The sequence below is a fragment of the Labilithrix sp. genome (assembly GCA_019637155.1).
Taxonomy (GTDB): Bacteria; Myxococcota_A; Polyangia; order Polyangiales; family Polyangiaceae; genus Labilithrix.
This window is the reverse complement of record JAHBWE010000013.1, coordinates 1-24,443: the sequence shown is the minus strand read 5'-3', so window position 1 is coordinate 24,443 and position 24,443 is coordinate 1. Positions and strand designations below refer to the sequence as shown.

20 protein-coding genes are annotated in these 24,443 nt (G+C 71.7%); 6 read left to right on the top strand and 14 right to left on the bottom strand.

The window, feature by feature from the left end; genetic code table 11:
• Positions 1 to 115: 115 nt before the first annotated feature.
• Positions 116 to 838 (top strand): SGNH/GDSL hydrolase family protein, encoded by a 723-nt coding sequence (locus KF837_26485; protein ID MBX3230896.1) that lies wholly within the window; start codon positions 116 to 118, stop codon positions 836 to 838.
• Positions 839 to 846: 8 nt separating this feature from the next.
• Here KF837_26485 and KF837_26480 read toward each other — a convergent pair whose 3' ends face one another.
• The 12 genes from KF837_26480 to KF837_26425 all read right to left on the bottom strand — a co-directional run bounded on the left by KF837_26480 (position 847) and on the right by KF837_26425 (position 19,282).
• Positions 847 to 3,663, bottom strand: a complete 2,817-nt coding sequence (locus tag KF837_26480) for a protein kinase (GenBank protein ID MBX3230895.1) — start codon at positions 3,661 to 3,663, stop codon at positions 847 to 849.
• Between the two features lie 264 nt (positions 3,664 to 3,927).
• Positions 3,928 to 4,470 (bottom strand): TerB family tellurite resistance protein, encoded by a 543-nt coding sequence (locus KF837_26475; protein ID MBX3230894.1) that lies wholly within the window; start codon positions 4,468 to 4,470, stop codon positions 3,928 to 3,930.
• 10 nt (positions 4,471 to 4,480) lie between these two features.
• Positions 4,481 to 5,071, bottom strand: a complete 591-nt coding sequence (locus tag KF837_26470) for a hypothetical protein (GenBank protein MBX3230893.1) — start codon at positions 5,069 to 5,071, stop codon at positions 4,481 to 4,483.
• A 109-nt stretch (positions 5,072 to 5,180) separates the two neighbouring features.
• On the bottom strand, positions 5,181 to 8,675 hold the full coding sequence (locus KF837_26465) for an SNF2 helicase associated domain-containing protein (protein MBX3230892.1): 3,495 nt from the start codon (positions 8,673 to 8,675) through the stop codon (positions 5,181 to 5,183).
• Positions 8,676 to 8,828: 153 nt separating this feature from the next.
• The gene (locus KF837_26460; protein ID MBX3230891.1) at positions 8,829 to 9,989 is read right to left on the bottom strand and encodes a hypothetical protein; all 1,161 of its coding nucleotides are present in this window, start codon (positions 9,987 to 9,989) and stop codon (positions 8,829 to 8,831) included.
• On the bottom strand, positions 9,983 to 10,981 hold the full coding sequence (locus tag KF837_26455; protein ID MBX3230890.1) for a hypothetical protein: 999 nt from the start codon (positions 10,979 to 10,981) through the stop codon (positions 9,983 to 9,985). Before KF837_26455 ends, KF837_26460 begins: the two co-directional genes overlap by 7 nt.
• Positions 10,982 to 11,008: 27 nt before the next feature.
• Entirely contained in the window at positions 11,009 to 12,841 is a 1,833-nt protein-coding gene (locus KF837_26450; GenBank protein MBX3230889.1) for a protein kinase, read from the bottom strand.
• Positions 12,842 to 12,912: 71 nt separating this feature from the next.
• Positions 12,913 to 14,829: an ABC-F family ATP-binding cassette domain-containing protein gene (locus KF837_26445; GenBank protein ID MBX3230888.1), complete on the bottom strand. Its 1,917-nt coding sequence runs from the start codon at positions 14,827 to 14,829 to the stop codon at positions 12,913 to 12,915.
• Positions 14,826 to 15,185 (bottom strand): hypothetical protein, encoded by a 360-nt coding sequence (locus KF837_26440; protein MBX3230887.1) that lies wholly within the window; start codon positions 15,183 to 15,185, stop codon positions 14,826 to 14,828. Before KF837_26440 ends, KF837_26445 begins: the two co-directional genes overlap by 4 nt.
• Positions 15,176 to 15,775, bottom strand: coding sequence for a hypothetical protein (locus tag KF837_26435; protein MBX3230886.1), 600 nt, complete (start codon positions 15,773 to 15,775; stop codon positions 15,176 to 15,178). Before KF837_26435 ends, KF837_26440 begins: the two co-directional genes overlap by 10 nt.
• 17 nt (positions 15,776 to 15,792) lie before the next feature.
• Positions 15,793 to 16,302, bottom strand: a complete 510-nt coding sequence (locus KF837_26430; protein ID MBX3230885.1) for a C40 family peptidase — start codon at positions 16,300 to 16,302, stop codon at positions 15,793 to 15,795.
• 151 nt (positions 16,303 to 16,453) lie between these two features.
• Positions 16,454 to 19,282 carry a DUF4132 domain-containing protein gene (locus KF837_26425; protein ID MBX3230884.1) on the bottom strand — a complete coding sequence of 943 codons (2,829 nt, stop codon included), beginning with the start codon at positions 19,280 to 19,282 and terminating at the stop codon, positions 16,454 to 16,456.
• Positions 19,283 to 19,331: 49 nt separating this feature from the next.
• Between KF837_26425 and KF837_26420 the strand changes: the two genes are divergently transcribed.
• From KF837_26420 to KF837_26410, 3 genes are read left to right on the top strand one after another with little or no spacing between them, the layout of a single operon-like run.
• Positions 19,332 to 20,114 carry a hypothetical protein gene (locus tag KF837_26420; GenBank protein ID MBX3230883.1) on the top strand — a complete coding sequence of 261 codons (783 nt, stop codon included), beginning with the start codon at positions 19,332 to 19,334 and terminating at the stop codon, positions 20,112 to 20,114.
• The gene (locus tag KF837_26415; GenBank protein MBX3230882.1) at positions 20,111 to 20,866 is read left to right on the top strand and encodes an ATP-binding cassette domain-containing protein; all 756 of its coding nucleotides are present in this window, start codon (positions 20,111 to 20,113) and stop codon (positions 20,864 to 20,866) included. Before KF837_26420 ends, KF837_26415 begins: the two co-directional genes overlap by 4 nt.
• Before the next feature lie 9 nt (positions 20,867 to 20,875).
• The gene (locus KF837_26410) at positions 20,876 to 21,214 is read left to right on the top strand and encodes a hypothetical protein (protein MBX3230881.1); all 339 of its coding nucleotides are present in this window, start codon (positions 20,876 to 20,878) and stop codon (positions 21,212 to 21,214) included.
• Here the strand turns inward: KF837_26410 and KF837_26405 are convergent.
• Complete coding sequence (locus KF837_26405) at positions 21,168 to 22,511, bottom strand: helix-turn-helix transcriptional regulator (GenBank protein MBX3230880.1); 1,344 nt, start codon at positions 22,509 to 22,511, stop codon at positions 21,168 to 21,170. The two genes, KF837_26410 and KF837_26405, sit on opposite strands and share 47 nt — an antisense overlap.
• Before the next feature lie 49 nt (positions 22,512 to 22,560).
• Here KF837_26405 and KF837_26400 point away from each other — a divergent pair, with 49 nt between their 5' ends.
• Both KF837_26400 and KF837_26395 read left to right on the top strand, forming a co-directional pair.
• Complete coding sequence (locus KF837_26400) at positions 22,561 to 23,382, top strand: ABC transporter permease (protein ID MBX3230879.1); 822 nt, start codon at positions 22,561 to 22,563, stop codon at positions 23,380 to 23,382.
• Entirely contained in the window at positions 23,382 to 24,254 is an 873-nt protein-coding gene (locus tag KF837_26395; protein MBX3230878.1) for an ABC transporter permease, read from the top strand. Before KF837_26400 ends, KF837_26395 begins: the two co-directional genes overlap by 1 nt.
• On the opposite strand, the gene KF837_26390 is transcribed toward KF837_26395, so the two are convergent.
• On the bottom strand, positions 24,251 to 24,443 hold a 193-nt coding region (locus KF837_26390), incomplete at its 5' end, for a hypothetical protein (GenBank protein ID MBX3230877.1). The two genes, KF837_26395 and KF837_26390, sit on opposite strands and share 4 nt — an antisense overlap.

The following is a 24,443-nucleotide window of genomic DNA, read 5'->3' as shown; positions in this document are numbered from 1 at the left end:
CCCCGCTCGCGCGATGCAGAAAAACGTAAGAACGTTTTTCTGCCGCGCGCTCGCTCTCGCTGCGAGCACATGGGGGCGGCGTGGGCGGGGGCGTGTTGTATAAGGGCCGGCGCGGATGCGTCGGTCCTTTGTCATTTTTGCAGCGATCGTCGCGGCAGGCTGCACGCATCGGGACAAGAAGGCGGGCACCGATGCGGATGCCGGCACCGATGCTGCGAGCGTCGAGCTCGATGCGGGGCTGGTTCAGGACGCCGCGCTCGAAGCGGAAGCCGCCGCGCCGAAGCCGGCGCGATCGCTGAAAGGCAAGAAGGTCCTCCACGCGGGCGACTCGATGGTCGGCGGCACCTTCGGGCTCACGCGCGCGCTCGAGAAGAAGCTCACGCCCGAAGGCGCGAAGCTCGTCCGTCGCACCACCGTGAGCGAGTCGCTCAACAGCTTCGACCGAGGCGCGACCCTGCGCGACGCCCTCCGCGACGAGAAGCCGGACATCGTCATCATCACCCTCGGCGCGAACGACGTGCTCTCCCCGCACCCCGAGGGCTACGGCGGCAGCGTCGAGCGCATCGTGAAGCGCATCGGCGATCGCGAGTGCTGGTGGATCGGGCCGCCGCGCATCAAGACCTCGGTGACGACGCCGTCGGGGAAGACCTCGGACATCCTCCTCTCCGAGGTCATCAAGGGCCACGCGGGGACGTGTCACTTCGTCGACTCCACCACCCTGAAGATCGAGCGCGCGAGCGACGGCGTCCATCCGTCGAACGTCGGCGGCGAGACCTGGCTCGACGCCTGGTGGCCCGACTTCGTGTCGCTCCCCGAGAAGGAAAAAGACGCGAACTGAACGACGGACTACTTCACGTCGCCGACGACGATCTCCCCGCCGCACGGCACGTCGACGTCCTGCGCCTTGCCCGTGCTGCCGAGCCGAACCGCGTGCGCCCCGCACTTCACCGTGATGCTCTCCGGCGTCTGCCCCGCGACCTTCTCGTCGACGAAGATGCGCCGCCCCGGCGCCGCCCCCGTCGTGCGCACGATCCCCATCCCCTCCGGCACCCCCTCCACCGCAGCGGCGTCCACCTCCGCCGTCGCCGGAACCACCGGAGCCGCGTCGGCCACGACCACACCCGCATCGACGGGCGGCATCACGTCCGGCACCGCCGACACGGACGCCGAGGACGCCGAGGACGCCGACGGCACGACCTCCGACGCCGACGGCGGAACATCCGCCTCGACCGCCTTCGTCGCCTGGTAACGCACGAGCGCGACCGTTCCGGCGACGCCCGCCGCGACGACCAGCACGAGCAGGATCGCGACGGTGCCGACGCCCATCCCCTTCTTCTCCGCGCGCTCCGAAGGCGGATCCGTCGTCATCCGAAGCTGCGCCGGGCGCGGAGGGTTCTGCGAATTCGCAGGCTGCGAGAGGATCGCGCCGCTCGAGGGCGGCGACGCCGTCGCGGCCGGCAGCGGCGTGGTCTGCCCGAAGCCCTGCGGCGGCGGCGTGTACCTCGGCATCGCGCCGGTCGTCGTCTTCGCGTCCGACGACGCCGCGGCCGGAGACGCCGCCGCCGCCGGAGACGACGGCATCGGGCGCGACTCCATCGCGACCGTGCTCGAGAGGTTCACCGGAAGCATCCGCGGCGTCGGCGGCGGCGGCTCCTGCACCACCGTGTCGACCGGCTCGTCGTCCCCGTCGTGCGCGTTCGGGTAGTCCGCCTGCATCGGCGGCGGCGCCGGCGGGATGTTCCCGATGTCGCGTCCGTCGGAGAACCCCTGCACGAGGTCCTGCGCGACGTTCGGCGGCACGCGCGTCGTCTCGCGGAGGACGGCGGTCGGCTCCTGCGCGTCGTCCGCCGCCGGCGGCGGCCGGGTCACCGCCTTCGCCGCCGCCATCGAGGCCGACGCGGGGACGCCCTTCATGATCTCGTCGATCGCGTCGCGCAGCCCGAGCCCGCCGGTGAGGTCCTTCAGCGGCGCCCCCGCCCGCGGCGAGTCCGGCGGATGACTGAGACGCCCCGGCGGGAACGAGTCCCCGAGCCCCTCGAACATCGCGAGCGGCCGCGTCGGCGGGACGCTCTCGATCTTCGGATCAGCATCGGGGATGGAGCTCGCGAGCCGCGCCGCGGCGCTCGGCCGGCGCGGCGGCTCCGAGGGCGCGGGCAACCCGCGCCCGACGGCCGGCATCGCGGGCCGGCTGCCGGCGCGGTTCGGCTGCGGCGGCGGCCCCACGAGCGGCGCGCCCCCACCCGCCGCCGGCGGAACGACGGCCGGCATCGCAGGCCGGGTCGGGAGCGAGAGCAGCTCGCGGACGCCCGGCTCGTTCGGCGGCGCCGCGAGCGCGGCCGACGCGAGCGCGGGCGACGCGGCCGCGGCCGGCATGCGCTGGCTCGAGGACCGCGTCGCCGGCAGCGCCGCGTTCGACGGCGTCGGCGGCGCGGGCGGCGCGGACGGGAACATCCGCTGGCTCGAGGGGCGCGCCGCGGCCTTCGGCATCGTGCGGCTCGGCGTCTGCCCGCCGCCGAGGCCGATCCCCTGCACGGCCGGCGGCGGCGCGACGCCGTGCATCGTGTGGGTCGCGAGCGCGGGGGCCTTCGGCGCGGTCGGGATCACGAGCTCGGACCCCGGCACCGCGCCCGCCACGCCGGCCGCCGGCATCGGCGGCGGCGCGATCGACGCCTGCGCGTTCGCGGCGCGCGCGTCGTTCCGCACGAGACCGAGCAGCGACATGAGCCGCTCGCGCCCGACGTCGAGCGGCACCACCGCGGAGAGGATCGAGGCCATCTCCTCGGCCGTGATCTTCCGCTTCTCCGCGCGGGGCTCGAGCGCGCGCCGCAGCGCGTCGCGGACGGTGCGATCGACGTCCGACCGGATCGACTCGAGCGCGGGCAGCCGCGGCTCCGCCATCGCGCGGAGCGCCTCGATCTCCGGCAGCGCGCCGCGCTGGAACGCGCGCCGCCGCGTGAGGAGCTCCCACAGAATGATCCCCGCCGCGTACACGTCGGAGCGCGGCGTGACCGCCTCCTGCCCCGTCACCTGCTCCGGGGCCATGTACCCGTAGGTCCCCTTGACCATCCCGACGACGCTGTGGTGCCCGAGCCCGGTCACCTTCGCGATGCCGAAGTCCGCGAGCTTCGGGTACCCGTCCCACGGCACGAGCACGTTCGACGGATTGACGTCGCGATGGATGACCGGCGCCGGGATCTGGTTGTCGTCCGTCGCCGAGTGCGCCGCGGCGAGCGCCGAGAAGATGCAGGCCGCGACGTAGACCGCCGCCTTGTCGTCGAGCTCCTTCCCGATCGCCTTCACCATCGACTTGAGCCGCGCGAGCGGCGGCCCGTCGACGTGCTCGAGCACCATGACGAGCTGCCCGCCGCCCTTCGCCTTCCCCTCCGCCGCCGGCACCGCGAAGAAGTCGAACAGCCGCACGATCGCGGGGTGCGAGAGGCGCGCGTACGCCGCCGCCTCGCGCGCGAACATGCGCGCGACCTCGTCGTCCTTACCGAAGTGCGAGAGCAGGACCTTGAGGACGACCGTGCGCTCGAACCCGTGCGGCCCCTCCGCCTTCGCGAGGAGCACGTCGCTGGTCCCCCCGGTCGCCAGCCTCCGGACGACGCGATACGCGCCGATCCGTTCGCCCGCCTCGGGGCCTGGGTCGACCTTGGTCGTCACGCCCGAGGAATCGTAGCGAACCCGCGCCGAACTTAGGAATTTGCTTCGCCGCGGCACGCCCCCTCATCGAGCCTCCGAGCGAGCCCCGAGCGATCCGGGCAGAGCGAGCATTATTTCTTGGCGTTGCACCGGCGCCTTCTCACCGGAAAGGTCATCGCGTGCGGCGTCGCGAGCGTCTTCTCACCGGGAAGGCATCGCCGCCGCTCCGCGCCCCACCTCCCCCACCCGCACGGCCCCAACCCCCCGCCGGGGCGTTCGAGGCGCTCAACCCGAGGGCGGCTGTTCCTTCCCCATGTCCGCCTCGACCTCGTCGAGGAGCTGGTTCGCCCTCGCCTCGTCGATGCCGAGGCCCTCCGCGAACGTGTTGAGGGTCTCGTTCTCCTCGTCCGCGATCGCGTTGTCGGCGAACGCGATCGCGGCGGCGAGCACGAACGCGACCTCCGCGCGCGGCTTGTCCTCGTGGAGGTCGGCGACGATCGCCTGCATGCGCGCGTCGCGCCCCTGATCGGCGACCGCCTTGCCCGCGTCCTCCAGCATCTTGTCCATGTGCGCGGTGCGGATCGTGTCGCCGGAGAGGTTGCGGAGCGCGCCCTTCAGGACCTCGCGCTCCTCCTCGCCCACCGCGCCGTCGGCGCTCATCATGAGGTACATCGCTTCGCAGAGCGGACCGTACTCGCCGACGATGTTCTGGAGCTCGATGTTCTCCGGCGACATCGACGGATCGGCCGCGACGATCGAGGGCCGACGGCCGCGCTGCTGGAGTTGATCGCGAAGTCGAACGAGGGTGGAGCTCGAGAGCCAGATCATGCCCGGCAGGCTATCCGGCGAGGCGGAGCAGCGCCACGATCAACGCCACCACGACGAACGCCGCGACGAGGTAGAGCGTCCGCTTCGACGGCGGCTCCGGCCCCGCGTCCCGCGCCGGGAGATCGCCGCGCGACATCGCCGCCCCCGTCGTCTCCTCACGCGCCGCAGCCTCCGTCGCCTCCTCCTTCGCCGCCCCAACCTTGGGCACCGCGCCCTCGACCGGCGGGAACGCGAACGCGACCGGCGTCTCGATCGCAGACGACGGCTCCTCCGAGGGCGGCGGCGGCTTGACCGAGTCGATCTTCGGCGGCGGAGCGTTCGAGTAGAGCGTCGGGATCGGGCCCGGCACCGTCTCGCGCGCCTCTTCGGGCGGCGTGGACGGCGTGGACGGCGGCGGGTTCGGCCGCTTGTCGAGCGAGGTCGAGGGACGATGCGGCGCCGTCTCGCGATCGCCCGTCGCCTCCTCGGGCAAGAGCCCCTCCGCGCGGAGCTTCTCCATGATGTCGGCCGGCATCGCGCCGACCTTCGTCGTGGCGGAATAGGCGTCGTCCTCACCGACCGGCGGCGGGACGGTCGCGGGCTGATCGTCCCGTTCCGACATTGAGCCGAGCGATGATACTGCGCAGCGAGCACGCGGCGGAAAAACGTTCTGACGTTTTTCTGCATCGTGCGAGCGGGGTGCAGGGGCGAAGCCCCTGCGTTGAAAAAACTCAGTCGAACTTAAAGAGCTCTTCGAGGTCGCCCTTCGTCAGCTTCTTCGCGCCGCCGACGTCCTCGGAGAGGACCGCGCTCGTGAGCTCGCGCTTCTTGCCGCCGAGCTCGAGGATCTTCTCCTCGATCGTGCCCTTCGCGATGAGGCGGTACGTCGTGACGACCTTGGTCTGACCGATGCGGTGCGCGCGATCGGTCGCCTGGTCCTCGACCGCGGGGTTCCACCACGGATCGAAGTGGATGACCGTGTCCGCGGCGGTGAGGTTGAGCCCGGAGCCGCCGGCCTTGAGCGAGATGAGGAACACCGGCGGACCGTCGTCCTTCTGGAAGCTCTGCACGCGCGCCTCGCGGTCCTTCGTCGAGCCGTCGAGGTACTCGTACGCGACGCCGTCCTCCTCCATCGCGCGCCGGATGAGCGTGAGCATGCTCACGAACTGGCTGAACACGAGGACGCGGTGCCCGCCCGCGATCGAGGTCTGGATGAGCTCGCGCAGCGCGACGAGCTTGCCCGAGTCGTCGTCCTTGAACTCGCGCGGGAGCCCGAGGAGGCGCGGATCGCAGGCCGCCTGACGGAGGCGCGTGAGGCCGGCGAGGATCTGGATGTGGCTCTTCGCGAGCCCCTGGCGCTCGACCTCGCCCATGACCTGCGCGCGGACCTCCTTGAGCACCGCGCCGTAGAGCGCGGACTGCTCGCCGGTGAGCTCGCAGATCTGATCGGTCTCGATCTTCTCGGGGAGGTCCTTCGCGACCTCGCTCTTGGTGCGGCGGAGGATGAAGGGATGGATCGTGGCGCGGAGGCGCGCCGCCGCCTTCGCGTCGCCGTTGTCGATCGGGCGCGCGTAGCGCTCCTCGAACTTCTCGAGCGGGCCGAGGAGGCCCGGCGAGACGAAGTCGAAGATGGACCAGATCTCGGAGAGGCGGTTCTCGATCGGCGTGCCGGTGAGCGCGAGGCGGCGCTTCGCCTTCAGCCGCTTCGCCGCGCGCGCGGTCGCGCTGAGCGGGTTCTTGATGTTCTGCGCCTCGTCGAGGATCGCGTACGTGAGGTCGAGCTTGGCGAGGAGCTCCTCGTCGCGGCGGAGGAGCGCGTAGCTCGTGATGACGATGTCCGCGTCCTCGAGCTCGTCCTGCCGCTCCTTGCGCTCGGCGCCGTGCCAGATGATGTGCGAGAGCGACGGCGCGAACTTGTCGAGCTCGCGCATCCAGTTCGTGACGACGGAGGTCGGCGCGACGATGAGCGCCTTGAACGCCTTTTTCCCGTCGTCCTTGCCTTCCGCCTTTGCCTCTTTTTCGACGAGTGACTTGATCGCGAGCAACAGCGCGATCGTCTGCACCGTCTTACCGAGACCCATGTCGTCGGCGAGGATGCCGCCCGACGCGATGTCGTGGAGGAAGTGGAGCCACTGGAAGCCCTGCTCCTGGTAGGGGCGGAGCTGCGCCTTCAGGTTGCGCGGCTTCTTGACGACCTTGATCTCGTCGACGTCCTGGAGCTTCTTGAAGAGCTCCTTCGTCTCCGCGCTGACGTTCGCCTTGCCGACCTGCTCGAGGAGCTCCTGGATGCGCCCCGCCTGCGAGAGCGGGAACTTGCCGCCCGTCGCGCCGCTCGTCGCGAGGATCTCGGCCTGCCGCGCGAGGACCGCCTTCACCTTCTCCGGATCGAGCTTCGCGAACGAGCCGTCGGAGAGGCGCACGTAGCGGCGCCCCTCCGCGAGGCAGCGCGCGAGCTCGTCCTGCGTCACCGCGATGCCCTCGGCCTCGAAGGTGAGGCGGAGCGAGAGCCAGTCGACGCCGCTCGACACGCGCGCGTTCGCCTGGAGCGACGTGCCGCGGACCTGGACGTCGACGAGGTCGTCGGGGATGAAGAGGTCCCAGTCCTCCGGAAGCGCGCCCACCGCCTCGGTCCAGAACTGGAGCGCGTCGTCGCCGCGCGCGATGAAGCTCTGGCCGTCCTCGTCCGCCTTCAGGCCGAGCGCCTTCAGCTTGTTCGTCGCCTCCTGCTGCGCGGCGATGTCACAACGGATCACGAGCGCGCGCTTGTCGGCGCGGACGCGACGCGGGCCGCGACCGCCGACGTCGTCCTCGTCGTCGCTCGTCGCCTTCGGCGGCTTCACGATCACGGGCGGCGTCATGCCGTCGGCGCGGACGTCGATCTCCGTGTCCTCGTAGGCGGCGCGGAGCGAGACCTGCGCCTCGGTCAGCGAGCCGCCCGCGCGGAGGCGGAAGGTCGGCGGGATGTCGACGACGTCGGCGACCTGCGACAGGTCCGGCAGGTCCGCCCCGACCTCGAGCGCGACGCGGGGGAGGCCCTGCGCGATGAGGACGGGGAGCGCGTCGATCGACTCGCTGATGACGGGGAGCCGCGCGAGCCGGCGGATCGCGGCGGGCGACACGCGGCGGTCGAGCGGGCGCGCCCACCCCTCCTGCGCGTCGACGTGCCAGCCGGGGCTGCCCTCGAACCAGCCGCCCTGGTTGGTGGTGAACTTGCGCGGGTCGCCGGCGCGCTGGAACGACGCCTTCACGAGGACCTGCTGCCCGTCCTGCGACAGCTCGAGATCGAAGCGCGGGCGGAGCGGATCGTCGCCGAAGCGCAGCTCCATCATCTGCGGCTCGAGGATGACGCGGCGGCCCTTCAGGTGCGGGAGGAGATCGGCCGCGTCCTCGCCGCGCACCTCGATGCCGACGCGGCGCTGGCCGCCTTCTTCGTGCCGCGCGAGGATGCGGAGCGCGTCGCGATCCGCGGTCGGCCGCTGCGCCTGGAACGCGAGGAGCGCGGTCGCCGAGAGCGGCATGCGCGCGTCGGGGTCCAGGATCGACACCGTGAGCATCGAGGGGCGGACCTGCATCCGGTACTCGATCTGCTTCGGCGCCGGCGGCATCGCCTCCGCGATCCACGCGTCGACACCGTTCGAGAAGCGACCGCCTCCCCCGCCCTCGACCGAGTAGCCGGGCCGACCGCCGCCACCACCGCCGCCGTGGCTCGGCGGTCCGGGGACGAGGCCGGCGCGCTGGGCGGCGAGCTTGCGCGCGCGCCGCCGCGCGCGACGGCTCCCGCCGCCGCCGCTGCCGACCAGCGCGTCGTCGCCGCCGCCGTGGAGGCCCGGGCTGGAGAGCGGGGGCAGCGCGGGGGCGGAGCCGTTCGGCGCGCCGGCGCCGCCGGGCTGGGACTCGGCCGGCGGGCGCGGCTGCTTCGGGCGCACCTGATCGCGGAGCGCGATGAGCAGCGCGGCGACGTGCTTGCAGTGGCCGTTGATCTTCCCGAACGCCGGGCAGGTGCACTCCGACGAGAAGCCGCTCGGGGTGACCTGGAGCTTCACCGCGTAGGGGTCGGGCTCGGTCCCCCGGACGTGGCCGGTGGCGGAGAGCTCCTCCATCTCCACGTCCTCCACCGCGTTGCGGCGCACGTAGTCGTAGCCACGCAGGAATGCGCGCGCGCCGAGGAGCCGCCGCAGGGCGCGGTCGTTGAGCTGGCTCAGCGCTTCCGTGAACGGGGTGGACAATGCGCGGGTCGCGCCACGAAGGCGCGCCTTTCTCGGCGGGCGGGACGGCTCGGCGGCGCGCGCGGCCTCGCTGACCGAGAGCGCACCGGACCTGTCCTCTACCGATGTTCAGCGCCGATTAGCATCGTCGCTCCGAGAGGGCAACAGCTCTCGTCAGTCACATTTGTACGAGGGCGCGGTGGGCTGTCCGGGCGAGCACGGGCCCGGCGGCTTCGGGTCGTCGTACGGCTCCGAGATCGGGACCTGCGCGCCCACGCCTTCCAGCGCGATGCTCGACGAGATCGAGTCGCACGCCTTCCCCTGGAAGTCCTCGCTCTTCGCGCTGTTGATGTCGACGGCGTCGCAGATGGACGGCTTCACGACGGTGTTGAAGACGAGCGCGTTCTCGCAGGCGGACTCGTCGCCGCCGACGTTGATCTGGCCGGCGGCGGCGAGGAGCTCCGCGTCGGGCACGCGCCCGCCGACGATGCCGACGAAGCGCGGCAAGCCCTCCGCGATCGTCAGGTCGCCGTAGACGATCGCCTCGTTGAAGACGAGGCCGGCGCGCCCGAAGAGGATCGTCACGTTGTTGGCGCCTTTGACGACGAGCCTGTTGTTCGCGACATACCCGTTCACGGAGCCGGGGAACTTGAAGGTGCCCGTCTCCGAGAGCGACTTCGGGTGCGTCCAGACGTCGTTGCCGTCCCAGTTGAGCGTCCCCTTCGCTCCCTGCGAGACGAAGAGCGCGACCTCGACGTTCGCGTCGTTCGGCTTCCCGTTCCACTTCCGCACGTGGAGGATGATCGTCCGGGCGCCCTTCGCGATGTCCTCGTTGAGGTCGTCGTCGAGCGAGAACGTCGGGTCGACCAGCTTCACCGAGCTCTCGAGCCCCGCGAAGAGGGTCGCGCCCTGGTTGTCGGCCCCGCCGTCGGGATCGCAGACGATGCCCTTCCGCGCGGTGCAGGACGGCCCGGCGTCGTGCGTTCCGCCGGGCCGGGTGTCGCACGTGCACGAGTCATCGAGGTCGAGCCCGCCGATCCCGTTGGGGGCGGGCTTGACCAGGCTGAGCTTCTGCACCGCGATGAAGAACGGCTCGAGGTCCTCGCCGCCGTCGTCGCCCGCGACCTTCGGCGCGACGGTGTGCTGACACGGATCGTTCTCGTCGATCCCCGAGCTGCCGGAGGAGGTGGTGGTGCTCCCGCTGCTGCTGCTGCCGTCCTCGCCGACCGAGCCCTGCGGGACCTTCTCGACCTGCTCGATGCCGACGATGACCTGGCACGCGGCGAGCGCGAGCGCCGTGATCCCGAGGCCGAACGCGACGCGCCGATTCACCATTTCAAGCCTAGCGCGGCGCCGCCCGGAAGCGGAGCGATGGTTGCGGTCTTCGCCGGCTCGCTCGTGGGGCCGGAGGTGAGCGCGATGTACCCGCCGAGGAGCGCGACGACGAGGCCGACCGGGATCGCGACGTTGGCGACGTTCGCGAAGAGGAGCGCGCGGTTGGTCGCCTCGTCGGCGGCCCGCGCCGCGTCGCTGCCCTGCGCGCAGGGCGACGGGCAGGCCGCGAGCGCGTCGCTGTCCTTCGAGATCGCGAGCACGCCGAAGACGCCGCCGGCCGCCGCGATCGCGACGCCCGCGCCGCCGATGATGAAGCCCTTGGTCCGGCGCGACTTGTTCGCCGCGAACGTCGCCTCGCGCTCGCGCTGCGCCTTCTCCGCCGCCGCCGGATCGACGCCCGTCTCCGGCGGCGTCACCGGCGCGTCCTCGAGCTTCGGGACGGTGAACGTCGTCGTCGACCCCTCGCCCTCGATCTTCACCTGCGCCGTCTGCGTCGTCTTCCCCGGCGCGCTCGTCTCGATCGTGCTCGTCCCGGGATCGACCGCGACGCCGCTCCAGAGCGACTCGGCTTTCACCTCTCCGTCGACTTTCACGACGATGCCGTCAACCTTGTTTTCGGCGAGGAGCACGATTTTGAGGCGCGGCAGCCGCGGCTCGAGCTTCGCCGCCCGATCGCGCGCGTATTTGATGCGCTCCTCGCGCCCGGCGACCTTCGCCATCTGCTCGACCGCGCGGTACTCGCCCCACGCCGACGCGACGCGGCCGATGTTCTCGTGGCAGGTCGCGAGGTTGAGGAGCGTGCCCATCTGCGGGTCGAGCTTCTGGCTCTCCTCGAGGAGCGGGCACGCCTCCTTGTCCTTCTTCTCCGTCATCAGCTGCTTCGCGCGGCGGAAGAGCTCCTCCGCGTCGGTCATCTTGTCGGCGCGCGCGACCCCGGACGCGCAGAGCGCGACGGCGACGATCGACAGGGCGCAGACACGCGCGCGCAGCACGGCCGGGATGCTACCAGGCTTCGCCCGCTAGAAGCGGTCGTTCAGCGGATCGACCGGCTTGTCGGGCTTCGACGCGGGGCCGGCCGGCTTCGACGCGGGGCCGGTCGGGTGCCGGGGACCGCGCTTCCCGCTCGTCGTCGCGGCGGACGGCTTCGCGCTCGTCTCCACCGACGGCGGCGGCGCGGGCGCAGGCGCGGGCGGCGGCGTCACCTCCGGCGGCGTCACCGCCGGCGGCGCCTCCGCGATCGCGGCCGACGTCACCGCCGGAGCGACCGCGACCGGCGTGTCCTGCGACGTCGCCGCGGGCGTGTCGGCGGCGCCGAACACGGCCGGCTTCTTGTAGTACACGGCGCCGCCCACGCCGATCGCGACGACGAGCACCGCGAGGAGGATGCCGATCGTGGTGCCGACCTTCTTCCCGATCGGCTTCGGCAGCGCGTGGAGATCGCTCCCGGTCGAGCCGAACACGACGCCGGACGTGCGCTGGTCCTCCGGCGCGGCCTGCATTCCCGGCCAGCTCGGCGCCGACGGCATGCCGAGGTGCGGGTTCGAGTGGACGTTCGGCGACGACGACGCCCCGACCGGCGGCCCCGTGATCTGCGCGTGGTTGCCGAAGAGCGGGTTCGACGGCGAAGGCAGCCGCGGCCCCGTCTCGCCGGGGAACGGCTGATGCGTCGGCGGCGAGAGCGTCGTGATCGAGCGGACGAGGCGCTCGGTGTCCGGCCCCGGCGTCGCGAACGGCGCGAGCGCGAGCCCGAGGTCGCCGCACGTCTGCACGCGCTGCTTCGCGTCCTTGTGGAGGCACGCGAGGACGAGCTCCTCGAACACGGGCGGCATGTCGGGGACGAAGCCGCGCGGGTAGTACGGCGGGTCGGCGACGATCGACGCGAGGAGGCCGGCCACGTTGTCGGCCGCGAACGGCAGGCGGCCGGTCGTGACCTCGTAGAGCCCGACGCCGAGAGACCAGATGTCGCTGCGATGATCGACGTGCTTCGCGCTCCGGATCTGCTCCGGGGACATGTACGTCGGCGACCCGAACACCGCCTGCGTCTCGGTGAGGTTCGGATCGACGACGCCGTCGGTGCCGATCGCCTTCGCGATGCCGAAGTCGAGCACCTTCACGTGCGGGCGCCCGTCCGGTCGCGTCGTGACGAAGAAGTTCGAGGGCTTCAGGTCGCGATGGATGACGCCGACCGCGTGCGCGCTCGCGACCGCGTCGCAGACCTGCAGCATGACGTCGGCCGCGTCGCGGAGCCGGAGCGGACCGTCCTCGCGGATCATCTGCGAGAGGTCGCGGCCGACGAGGTACTCCATCACGATGAACGGCGCGGCGCTGTCGAGGGTGCCGGCGTCGAGCACCTTCACGACGTGGTCGCTCGTGATCTTCGCGATCGCGCGGGCCTCGCGCGCGAACCGCTCGGCGTGGATCTTGTCGCCGGCCGCCTTCGGCCGCAGGAGCTTGATCGCGACCGCGTCGCCGGTCTGCGCGTGCTTCGCGGCGACGACGACGCCCATGCCGCCGGAGCCGATCAGCTTGTCGACGATGTAGCTGCCGACGCGATCGCCCGCCGTCGGCACCGCGTGCACCGACGACGGCGGCGTGGTCTCGCTCGGGTTCTCCTTCGGCGCCGCGCCCTTCCCCGCGATGATGTCGGTCGCCGCGGTCTGTCCCGCCGCGGGCAACGGCGTCGGCGGCCGCGACTGCGATTGCGAGACTCCCGGTGGAGGTCGCGAGTGAGCGCGGAACGAGGGCGGCGCCGCAGGCGTCGTCGGCGGCTCGTCGACGACCACCCGCGCGGGCGCACCCGCAGCAGGCCGCGGCGCCTTCGGTGGCACCGCCCTCTTCAACGACTCAGCCACGTGGGGATCTTAGCGCCGGCACCTGCTCACGCGTCCACCGTTCTCGCCCTGCGCGCGGCACGTACGATCTCCTACGTCGACTCCAGCGACGCGATCTCCGCCTCGATCGCCTCCCACTCGGCGTAGAGCTGCTCGATCTTCGGGCCGAGCGCGCGCTCCTCCTCTTCGAGCGTCGCGATCTCCGCGGCGGGTGTCTGCTCGTAGTACCCCGGCTCGCACCAGCGGGCGTGGATCGCGGCCTTGCGGGCCTCGGCGGCCTCGATCGCGGCGAGAGCGGCGTCGCGCTTGGCGGGGAGCTGCTTCTTGCGGTTCGCGATCTTCTTCTGCTCCTCCCAGCTCTTCTGGTTCGCGCTCTCCTCCTTCGGCGCGGCGTCGCGCTTGGCGCGCAGGACCACCGCGTCGGCGTCGAGGTGATCGTCGCCGCAGCGCGCGAGGTATTCTTCGTAGGTACCGGGGAAATCGCGGAAGCCGCTCGGTGTGACCTCGAGGATGCGGGTCGCGAGCGCGGAGACGAACGCGCGGTCGTGGGAGACGAACACGATCGTGCCGTCCTCGAACTGCTTCAGCGCCTCCGAGAGGCCTTCGATCGCCTCGAGGTCGAGGTGGTTCGTCGGCTCGTCGAGCACGAGCACGTTCGGCCTCTCCACCATGATGCGGCAGAACACGAGCCGCGCGGCCTCACCGCCGGAGAGCGCGCCGACCTTCTTCTTCACGTCGTCGCCCGAGAACATGACGCGGCCGAGCGCGCCGCGCACGAACGCGGTCTCCGCCTTCGGCACCGCGTCCCAGACGAAGTCGATCGGCGTCTGATCGGGGTTCGTCAGCGCCTCGTGGTGGTCCTGCGCGAAGTACCCGACCCGCGTCTCGTGCCCCCACTTCACCGCGCCCGCGTCGGCGTCGAGCTTGCCGGTGGCGATCTTGAGGAGCGTCGACTTGCCGAGGCCGTTCGGGCCGATGATCGCGACGCGCTCGCCGCGGCGGACGACGACGGAGACGTCGACGAGCACCTTCTTCTCGCCGTACGCCTTCGACACGTGCGCGATCTCGAGGACGTCGCGCCCGCTCTTGCGCTCCGACTCGAAGTGGAACTTGGGCGCGCGGCGCGAGCTCGAGGCGAGGTCCTCGAGCGACTCCTCGAGCTTCTCGATCTGCTTCACACGGCTCTGCGCCTGCGTCGCCTTCGTCGCCTTCGCGCCGAAGCGCTCGACCCACGCCCGCTTCTCCGCGATGGTCTCCTTCTTCCGCTCGAGGTCCGCCTCCTTGCGCTCGCGGATCGCGACCTTGTCGCGCGAGAAGGCGGAGTAGTTCCCGGGGTAGAGCGTGATCGTGCCGTAGTCGACGTCGAGGATGTCGGTCGCGACGTTGTCGAGGAACCGCTGGTCGTGGCTGATGACGACGGCGCAGCCCTTGTACGCGGTGAGGAACTTCTCGAGCCACCGGATCGACAGGATGTCGAGGTGGTTCGTCGGCTCGTCGAGGAGGAGGACGTCGGGACCGCCGAGGAGCACCTGCGCGAGGAGCACGCGGAGCTTGAACCCGCCCGAGAGCGTGCGGAGCGGGAGCCGGTGCTGCGCGGTGGGGATGCCGAGGCCCTCCAGGATCGCGCTCGCGCGCGCCTCGAGCGTGTAGCCGTCGTGCGCGCGGACGAGGTCCTCGAGCTCGACGAGCCGCTCGGGATCGCCCTCGCGCTTCAGGTCCGCGAGCGCCTTCGTCACGAGCTCGTCGCCCGCCATCGCGACGTCGAGGATCGGCTCCTCGTCGTTCATGAAGCGGTCCTGCCGGAGGACGCCGACGCGCGCGCCCTTGTCGATCGCGACGCTCCCCTCCGAGGCCTCCTCGTCGCCGGCGACGATCTCGAGGAACGTCGTCTTGCCGGAGCCGTTCGCGCCGACGAGCCCGTAGCGCGACCCGGTCACGAGCTTGAGCGTCACGTCCTCGAAGAGCGTTCGCGCGCCATAGGCCTTCGCGAGCTGGTTCACGCCGATCATGGCTCGTTTCGCGACACGTTAGCACGCGCGAGGTGCTCGAGCGCGCCCGCGGCCGTCGTCGCGAGCGCGCAGCGATCGCCGAGCACGAGCCAGTCGCGCGCGATGACGTCGAAGGCGTCGAGGTGCCGGACGTGACGGAGCACGCCCTCGTTCGTCTCGAGCCGCGCGACCTCGAAGACGCGCGCGCCCGGGTCGAGCTCGCGCCCGAGCCGCCGCATCACCGCCGCGAGCGCGCCGTTCGGGAGCGCGAGGCGCTTCCCTCCCTTCACGAGCACGAGCGCGTCGTCATCCTGCTCGAGCGCGATCGGCGCGAGCGAGCCGTCGTCCTCCGTCGTCTCGTGGATCTTCAGCGCCATCCGAGGAACGCCCTGCCGCGCGGCGAGATCTCGTAGCCGACCTCGAAGCTCTGCGTGAGCCCGAGCTTCTTGAGGCGACGCACGTCGACCTTGAACGGCGCCGTCTCGCGCCCCGCCATCGCCGCGAGCTTCGACGCCGCGACGCGCGGGTGCTTCGCGATGAGCGCGAGGGTCGCCTTCGTCCACGGGCCCTTCGCGTCCATCTTCGCGAGCTTGCCGCGGAGCGCCGTCACGTCCTCCGCCGTGAGCGCGTCGTCGAGCGCGATCTCGACGCGGTCCCCGTCGCCGCCGTGACGGAGCGTGACCTTGTAGACGAGCGTCGCGGGCGTGAGCTTCGCCTCTTCACGCTTGGGCGCCGCCGCCATGAACGCGAGGAGCTCCGCGCGCGTCGCGAACCCGGCGCGCCGCGCGTCGTCGGCGGCGATCGCCCGCACCTTCACCTGCTCGATCGCCTCGACCTCGAGCACGCCGATCGGATGGCAGCGGTAGCGCCCGCCGACCTTCACGTGCGGCTTGTCCCAGCGGCGAAACGTGACCGTGACGCTCCCGTCGACGAGACCGGCGTGAAAGCGCTTCGTGAAGAGCAGCAAGCGCCGCGAGGTTAGCGTCAGCGCTGCCGGATCGCGACGTACTTGCCGGTGAGCGACGCCTTGATGACGCTCGAGACGCGCGTGTCGCCGGGATCGGTGAGCTCCCAGAAGCAGGAGAAGCCGGCGTAGTCGGTGCCCGCGTAGAGCATCACGTGCCCGGGCGAATCGCTGATGTACGAGTCGCCGCGCGCGATCGCGTCGCCGACCTCGAGCTCGTCCCACTCGATCACGCGCGCGATGCTCGAATTCGGATTGCGCGGCGGGATCTGCGCGGTCGTGAAGTCGGAGCGCCCCCACGCCATCGACACGTAGCCGGAGCAGTCGGTGCGGTGTCCGTCCTTCCACGTCGTCTGGCTGTACTTCGTCCCCTCGCGCAGCCACTTCGCCGCGCGCTCGAGGATCGGCCGCTTGTTCGGCGGCGCGTTCGCGATGAGCCGATCGGGCCCGCACCCACCCACGAGCGCGTCCTCCCCCGTCGCCGCCACCTCCGGCTCTTCCTCCGCCGCCGCGCAGGCGACGAGCGTCATGGTCAAAATCACCGAAACCGTCCGCGCTAGCATCATCGTAGGAGGATGTGGGTGCACCCTCCGTACCAGGAACGATTCCAAGGACTTGGCCGCGGATCACCCCATGCGGTGGATCGCCGGCGCGCCCGCTCGTCTCCGGCGCGTGACGCGATCAGCTCGTGATGCTCGAGAGGGCGTGCGCGAGCTCGCTCGCCTCGACCGCGCCGAGCTCCTTCACGACCGTCGCGTCGATCGCGTCCGCGCCGCGGCCGAGCCGGAGCGGTCCGATCGTCTGCTCCGGGCTCTCGCCGATCGCGCCGGCGATGAAGCCGTCCTCGAGGTGGAGGTAGAGCGTCCCGATCGACGTGTCGCGCGTCATCCAGCCGACGTGCCCCGAGTCCTGCGGCTCCCCGCGCCTCCACCCGTAGTCGGCGAGCTTCAGCACCTTCCCGGTGGGGACCTTCTTGCCCTTCACGCCGTCGATCGCCGCGATCACGTCGGCGCCGGCGAAGCGACCGCGCTGGAGCTGCGCGAACGGCTGGATCAACATGTAGTCGCCGAAGCGATCGCCCCACGCGCGCAGCTCCGCGTCCGAGAGCGAGAGCGGATGAACGATCCCGACGGCGTGCCCGGCGGCCTCCTTCAACGTGAACGCGGCGTCCTTCACGTCCGCGAGCGTGCCGTCCTCGGCGACGCGGAAGGTGGTGACGAGCGCGTTCTTCGCGTCGAAGACGCCCCACACGAGGGCGCGCACGATCTCGCCGACGGCCGGCGGTCGGACGACGTACGCCTCGAAGTCCGCCCGCGACCAGCGCCGCTCGGCGATCATCGAGCGCTCGAAGCGACGGAGCTGGCTCTTCTTCGTCACCTTGTCGAGCACGGGCGGGACGAGACGGTCGTCGAGCTCGTCGAGCGTGAGCCCGCGCGCGGCAGCGACCGCGTCGATGTGCTTCTTCGCGAGCTCCTGCAGCGCGTCGAACTTGCCGTGCTCGGCGATGGCATGAACGCCGGTCAACGCGACGTCGCTGCCGATCGCGCGGAGGACGTCGAGCCCGACGACCGCGCGCGCGTGACCGCCGTCGCCCGGCCACGCCGCGACGAGCGGCGCGAGCTTCCGCGCCGTGTCGTCGTCGCCGAGGACACCGAGCGCGACGAGCGCCCACCGCTCCGCCGCCGGCGATCCCGCGCGCTGCCAGGCCTCGAACAGCTCCCACCCGAACGCCGCGAGCGAGCCGCGATCGCACGCGGCGAGGACCTCGGCGAGGCCGGGGTACGGGTCGTCGAGCTCGTTCAGCGCGAGCATCACGCGCAGGTTCTCGAGCGCCTCCGCCGGCAGCGGCGCGCCGCCGACGAGGATCGGCGGGAGCGTCCCCGGCGACCAGAACGACGGCGCCTTCGGCTCCTTCGTGAGCCGTGGATCGGCGCCGACGATCGCCTCGAGCGCGCTCGACACCTCGGCGCCGTACTGCGCCGCGACCTCGCGGACGACGCCGGCGTGTCCGCTCCGCGCGAGGAGCTGCAGCGTCGCGGTCGCGGCCTTCTTCTCCGCGCCGGCCTTGCCCACCGCGTCGGGGATGAGCCCGACCGCCGCCGCGCGCGGATGGCGCGTGAGCCATCCCTCGGTCGCCGCCTTCAGCTTCTTGACGTGCGCGAGGCGCGCGACGATCGGCGCGAGGACCGGCGCGTCGTACGGCGCGAACCACGGGACGACGTCCGCCGCGCGCGTGCTCGCCTGAAGCACGAGGGAGTCGAGGATGTCGAGCTCCTGCTGCGCGATCGCCTCGGCGAGGTAGCTGATGATCGCCTTCCGCGGCGCGGCCTCCGCGATGGCCTTCCGGATGGAGTCGACGCAGAGCTCCTTCGGCCCGTACATGTACGCGAGCGCCGAGTCGTAGCCGCTGCCGTCGACGAGCCCCTTCCACTCGGCCTCGGAGGCCGTCGCCGCCTTCGCCTTCCACTTCGCCGCGTCCTCCTCGAAGACGTCCCACTTGGAGCTGCGGAGGAAGCTCTCGCGGAAGCGCTCTCGCTCCCCGGGCTCCCACGTCATCGACGGCGCGTACGCGAGCGGCCGCGTCTCGATCGCGGCCGGCGCCTTCGCCTTCCCCTTCTTCTGCGCCCACGGCGGGCTCGCGAGGCCGGCCGGGACCTCGGCCGCGGACGTCTCCGGGGCCGCCGCGCCCGTCGGGATCATCGGCTTCACGAGCGCGTGGTTCTTCCCTTTGCTCGCGACCCGCTCGCCGAGGACGCGCGCCGCGCGCACGGGGAACGCCGCCACCGCGTCGGTGAGACCGGCCATCCCGTGTTTGTCGTCCGCGCGATCGACGAGCAACGTCATCGCCTCGTCGGTCGGGATCGCCGCGATCGCGCGCGCGACGTCCGCGATCGACGAGTAGTCGAAGTAGTAGCGGAGCAGCGGGAGGAGCCCGGCGCCGATCCCGTCGAGGAGCGTGGCGAGGTAGTTCGTGCTCCAGCGCCCGAGGAAGACGTCGTGCCGCGAGACGGCGAGCACGTCGGGAGGCCCCGCCAGCGTCGTTTTCCCCACCAGCGCGAGGAAGTCCTCGAACGACGCGAGGCTCGCGAGGAGGAGCAGGCGCTGGTTGCTCCGCCAGATGCCGCCCGGCCCGCCGCCGTCCTTCTTCTTCGCCTCCGCCGCGAAGTCGGCGACGTCGGCCTCGACCCACGCGCGCTCGCTCGGGAAGAGGAAGGAGCACGCGACGCGCGTGAAGTACGGCTCGCTCCGGAACGCGGCGGCGGCGTCGCGGGCGGCGGCGTGCTCGGCGTCGGGCGCCTCGGCGAGGCGCTTCCGCAGCGCGGTGAGCTCGGGACGAAGGTCGACCTCGGGTGTCATCTCGCGCGACAGGACCTCCTTAACGCGCGCGGCGAGCGGCTCTTTGTCCTTGCTCCGCTTGATCGCGACGTTCGGACCTCGCCGCACGATGACGCGCTTCGGCCAGGGGTTCACGAGGGTGGTCTCGTCGCTCGCGCTCGTCGTCTTCGGCATCCTGCGGCCTGTAGCGCGCGAACGTGCTTCCGGGGTATACCAGCCGCCCGTGGCGCAGCGATTTCAGGCTCTTCGGCTGGTGCTCCTCGCCGCGCTCGCGAGCGGGTGCGCGGTCCCCGTCGCCGCCGCGCTCGACGAGCCCGACGCGAACCGCGTCATCGTCGCGCTCGATCAGTCGGGCATCGACGCGGCGAAGGAAGCGGACCCCACCACCGAGGGGAAGTTCCGCGTCACCGTCTCGCGCGACGACGTGGGCCGCGCGCTCTCGGTGATGCGCGAAGAGGAGCTGCCGCGGCCGAAGAGCAAGGGCGTGCTCGAGGCCGCGGACAAGGGCCAGCTCGTGCCGAGCCAGCAGGCGGAGCACGCGCAGATCGTCGCCGGCCTCGCGGGCGAGCTCGAGAAGACGCTCGGATCGGTCGACGGCGTCCTCGCCGCGCGCGTCCACCTCGTCGTCCCGCCGCGCGAGCCGCTCCGCGACGGCCCGCCGCCGAAGGCGACCGCGAGCGTCCTCGTCGAGCACCGCGGATCGACGCCGCCGCTCGCGCCGGAGTCGATCCAGCGCCTCGTCGCCGGCGGCGCGCCGGGCGTGGTCCCCGCCGACGTCGCGGTCGTGTTCGTCGCGCGCCCCGCCCGCGGCGCCGCGGGCCGCACCGACCTCGCGCACGTCGGACCGATCACGGTCGCGCGCGGATCGATGACGACGCTGAAGATCGCGTTCGCGGGCCTCGTCGCGATCGTCCTCGCCCTCGCCGCCGCCACGCTCGTCCTCTGGACGAAGATGGCGCAGCTCCGCCGCGATCAGGAGCAGAAGCCCGCCGCACCGCCGCGATGATCTCGATCCAGGGCGTCTCGAAGTCGTTCCGCCCGGCCGGCGGCGGTCCCCCGCACCACGTGCTCCGCGACGTGTCGCTGAACGTGCCCGCGTCGTGCCTCTACGGCCTCATCGGGCCCGGCGCGTCGGGCAAGAGCGTCCTCCTCAAGATGATCGTCGGCCTCATGAAGCCGGACGCGGGCGCGATCGTGGTCGAGGGCGTCGACGTCGTCTCGGCGAGCGAGCTCGCGCTCCAGAAGATGCGGCTGAAGTTCGGGATGCTCTTCCAGAACAACGCGCTCTTCGATCACCTCACCGTGAACGAGAACATCGCGTTCCCGCTCCGGCGCCTCACGAACCTGTCGAACGAGGAGATCGCGAAGCGCGTGGCGGAGCGGCTCTCCGTCGTCTCGATGTCGGCCTTCGGCGAGCGCTTCCCCGCCGGCCTCTCCGGCGGGCAGAAGAAGCGCGTCGGCGTCGCGCGCGCGTCGATCACGCAGTCGCCGATCGTCCTCTACGACGAGCCCGCGGCCGGCCTCGATCCGGTGACGTCGCAGAAGATCTTCGAGCTCCTCCTCGCCGAGCAGCGCGCGGCGAACGCCACCGTCATCGTCGTCTCGAGCGATCTCGATCGCCTCCTCACGGTGACGGATCGCGTCGGCATGATGTACCGCGGCGAGCTCATCTTCGACGGCACGACGAAGGAGGCGAAGACGAGCGAGGAGCCGCGCGTGAAGCAGTTCGTCCACGGCCTCACCGAAGGCCCGCTCTGAGCGCGCGCGATGCCGCACGTCGTCGAGCTCGTCGCGTCGTGGATCGTGACGACCACGCTCACGTTCCTCGTCATCATCGTCGACGAGCGCCGTGTCCTCAGCGAGTCGCAGCTCGAACGCGCGTGGCCGCCTTCCTCCCGCGACGCGGCCGTGATCGCGTTCGGCCCGCTCGCGATCCCGTTCCACTTCATGCGGACGCGCGGGGGCTTCCGCGGTCTCCGCGACGTCCTCGGCATCTTCCTCGGCCTCGCCCTCGGCGTCGTCGCGCTCGTCCTCGTCGTGGTGGTGACGAGCTTCGTCCTCACGGCGCTCTTCTGGGCGCTCGGGCTCCCGGAGCCGCCCGAGTAGGGCCGAGCGGCCCCTGCGCCTGCGTCGAAGAGAGCCGCGCGAGGCCGGCGCGCGAGTCGACCCCGAGCTTCGCGTAGATGCGCGTGAGCTGCTTCGCGATCGTGCGTTCGCTCACGCCGCGGGCCGCGGCGATCCGCGCGTTGCGTTCGCCGCGCGCGACGCGCTGGGCGACGTCGCGCTCGGCGTCGGTGAGGCGACCGAGGACGGGCTCCGGCATCGCGACCTCGGGCGCGGAGAACACGAGGATGTCGCCGCCGTCGGGGAGCGCGGCCGCTTCGACGTCGGTGGGGACGCGCAAGAGCTGGACGAGCTCTCCGCGCGAGCGGACGCCGAGCTTCCGGTAGGCTCGCGCGAGGAGGCCGCTCACGGTCCCGATCGCGACGCCGAGCTCGTAGGCGATGAGCTTCTCCGAGTGCCCGCGCGCGGCCCAGCCGGCGACGACGGCCTCGGCGTCGGTGAGCCCGCGCGGATCGACGACGCCCGGCTCGTTGACGTACGCGACGACGTAGCGACGCTGATCCGACTCGAAGCGGTCGACGAGCGAGTAGCGGCCGCTGAGCAGCGCCTCCCACGAGGAGAGCGCGCGCTCCGGATCGGCGCGACGCATCTCTCCGCGCGCCCGATCGATCTGCTGCACCCGGTCGCGCAAGGATGGAAGCGCGGTCTCGTGCTCGGTCGCGAGGTGAGCGACCTTGCCGCCGGCGTCGAAGATGGCGACGGGGGCGGGGGCCGCGCGCGTCAGCCCGAGGAGGATGCGAAGCGCCGCCGCTCCGTGCGCGGCGAGCATCGCGAGGCGACGATGCTCCCCCGGGACGAGCCGGTGGCGCGCGCGGAGGTTGATGACGAGGAGGAGGCCGCGGCCGTCCGGATTGGCGGCGTTGACGTAGATCTGGTCACGGACCTCGAGCCGGGCCGCGTCCGCGCCGCTCGAGGGGAGATCGGTGAGCTCGATCCCGGTGAGGGCGCTGAACGTCCCCGCCGGCCCGACGTCCCTGTAGCAGCGCTCGAGGAAATCGGGAGGCGAGCGCGCGAAGCTCTCCTCCGCGAGGCGGAGCGTCCAGCCCTCCACCACGCTCGCGAGCTCGGCCGGCGCGTCGTGGACGACGGGCCGCGAGATGTGCCAGCTCGAGACCGGCCCCGTCGCGTGGTACGCGTGACCGATCGCGCCGAGGCCGCCGCCGGCGTAGGCGGCGACGGCGGGAACGACGCGTTCGAGCCACAGATGGGGCGCCAACGTCTCGAGACCGGAGTAGATCGCCTCCACCGCGTCGATCGAACAACCGAGGGCCGTCCCCATAGGTCTCACGGACGACGATACCACGTGTATATTCAACGCCGTTCGAGCCATGGCTGCCGCGCCGACCACCACCACACCGAAGAGCGAGCCCGGCGCGTTCACGACGTTCTTCGGGGCCGTCGGCGCGGGTTTCCTCGGCGCGGCCCAGACCGCGGGGGGCATGACGATCCTGTTCGCGAAGTGCGTCGCGCGGATCGCGACCTTCCGGATCGACGGCGGAGAGCTCTGGAAGAACCTCTACAAGATGGCGGTGAAGTCGCTCCCGATCGTCGCCGTCACCGCGCTCTTCACCGGCGCGATCATGGTCATCCAGGCGGCGACGATCGTGAAGCGCTACGGCGCGGAGGGCCTCCTCGGCTGGGGCGCGGGCTTCGGCACGCTGCGCGAGATCGCGCCGCTCCTCACCGCGCTCATGATCTCGGGGCGCGTCGGCGCGAACAACACCGCCGAGATCGGGACGATGGTCGTCACCGAGCAGCTCGACGCGCTCCGCGTCCTCGCGATCGATCCGATCGGCTTCCTCGTCGCGCCGCGCTTCATCGCGATCGTCTCGACCCTCTTCATGATGACGCTCTTCGCCGACGCGCTCGCGCTCTTCGGCGCGGCGTACACGGGGCAGGCGCTCCTCGGCGTCTCCCCCGTCACCTTCTACAACGGCGTCACCGGCGGCCTCCTCGGCTTCGGCGACGTCGCGAACGGCCTCTTCAAGAGCATCGTCTACGGTCTCCTCATGGCGCTCGCGAGCTGCCACTTCGGCCTCGCGACGACGGGCGGCGCGCCGGGCGTCGGGCGCGCGGTCAACGCGACCGTCGTGACGAGCGCGGCGGGCGTCTTCGTCCTCGATTACCTCGTGAGCTTCGCGTCGGGCTGATGAGCTCGAATCAGGTAAAGCCGCCGGCGCACGGCTTCTCGACGACGACGGCGCGCGCCGGCGCGGCCGATCACGACGAGGGGCAGCCCGAGCTCGGGACGATCGGAGAGCTCGGCGCGGCGGCGATCGATCTGCTCATCGGCGGCCGCGAGCTCTACTCCGTCTTCGTCCGCACGCTCTACTACACGTTCAACGGCCGCCGCGAGAAGGGCGTGGTCGCCCGGCAGATGTACGAGATCGGCAACAAGTCGCTCTTCTTCCTCTGCACGACGATGGGCTTCATCGGGATGATCCTCGTCTACCAGGCGGGCCTCCAGGCGAAGCGCGTCGTCCCCGACTTCACGATGCTCGGGGCGATCTACCTCGAGCTCCTCGTCCGCGACTTCGCCGCGTCGATCGGCGCGCTCATGCTGGCGACCCGCGTCGGCGCCGGCATCGCGGCGGAGATCGGCTCGATGGTCGTCACCGAGCAGGTCGACGCGCTCCGCATGTGCGCGGCCGACCCGATCGACTTCCTCATCGTGCCGCGCTTCCTCGCGAGCATGCTGATGACGCTGTGCCTCATCGTCTTCGCCGGCACGGTCGCCTTCGTGTCGGGGGCGATCACGGCGAACATCGCCTACGAGGTCCCGTACCAGACCTTCTTCAGCATGCAGATGATCGACGTCGGCGACGTCTCGATCGGCCTCGCGAAGTGCCTCGCCTACGGCGCCGCGATCCCGGTCGTGAGCGGCTACTGCGGGCTCTCGACCTTCGGCGGCTCCGAGGGCGTCGGCTGGGCGACGACGCGCGCGGTCGTCAACACGTCGCTCGCGATCATCATTTTGAACTTCTTCATCTCTGGCGCCGGATTCCTTATCTTCCCCGGCTAAGGCGAAGACGGCGTTTCGCCGGCCTGGATCAAGCGAACGAGGTCGTCGTCGCTCGGCGCGGCGGCCGCCCCGGCGTCCTTCTTCGCAGCGGACGCGTGCGCCCTCTTCGGCGCGGCCTTCTTCGGCGGCGCCGGCCGCGGCGTGCTCATCGTCACCTCGGCGGGCGGCGGGGGCGGCGGCGGCTCGTGG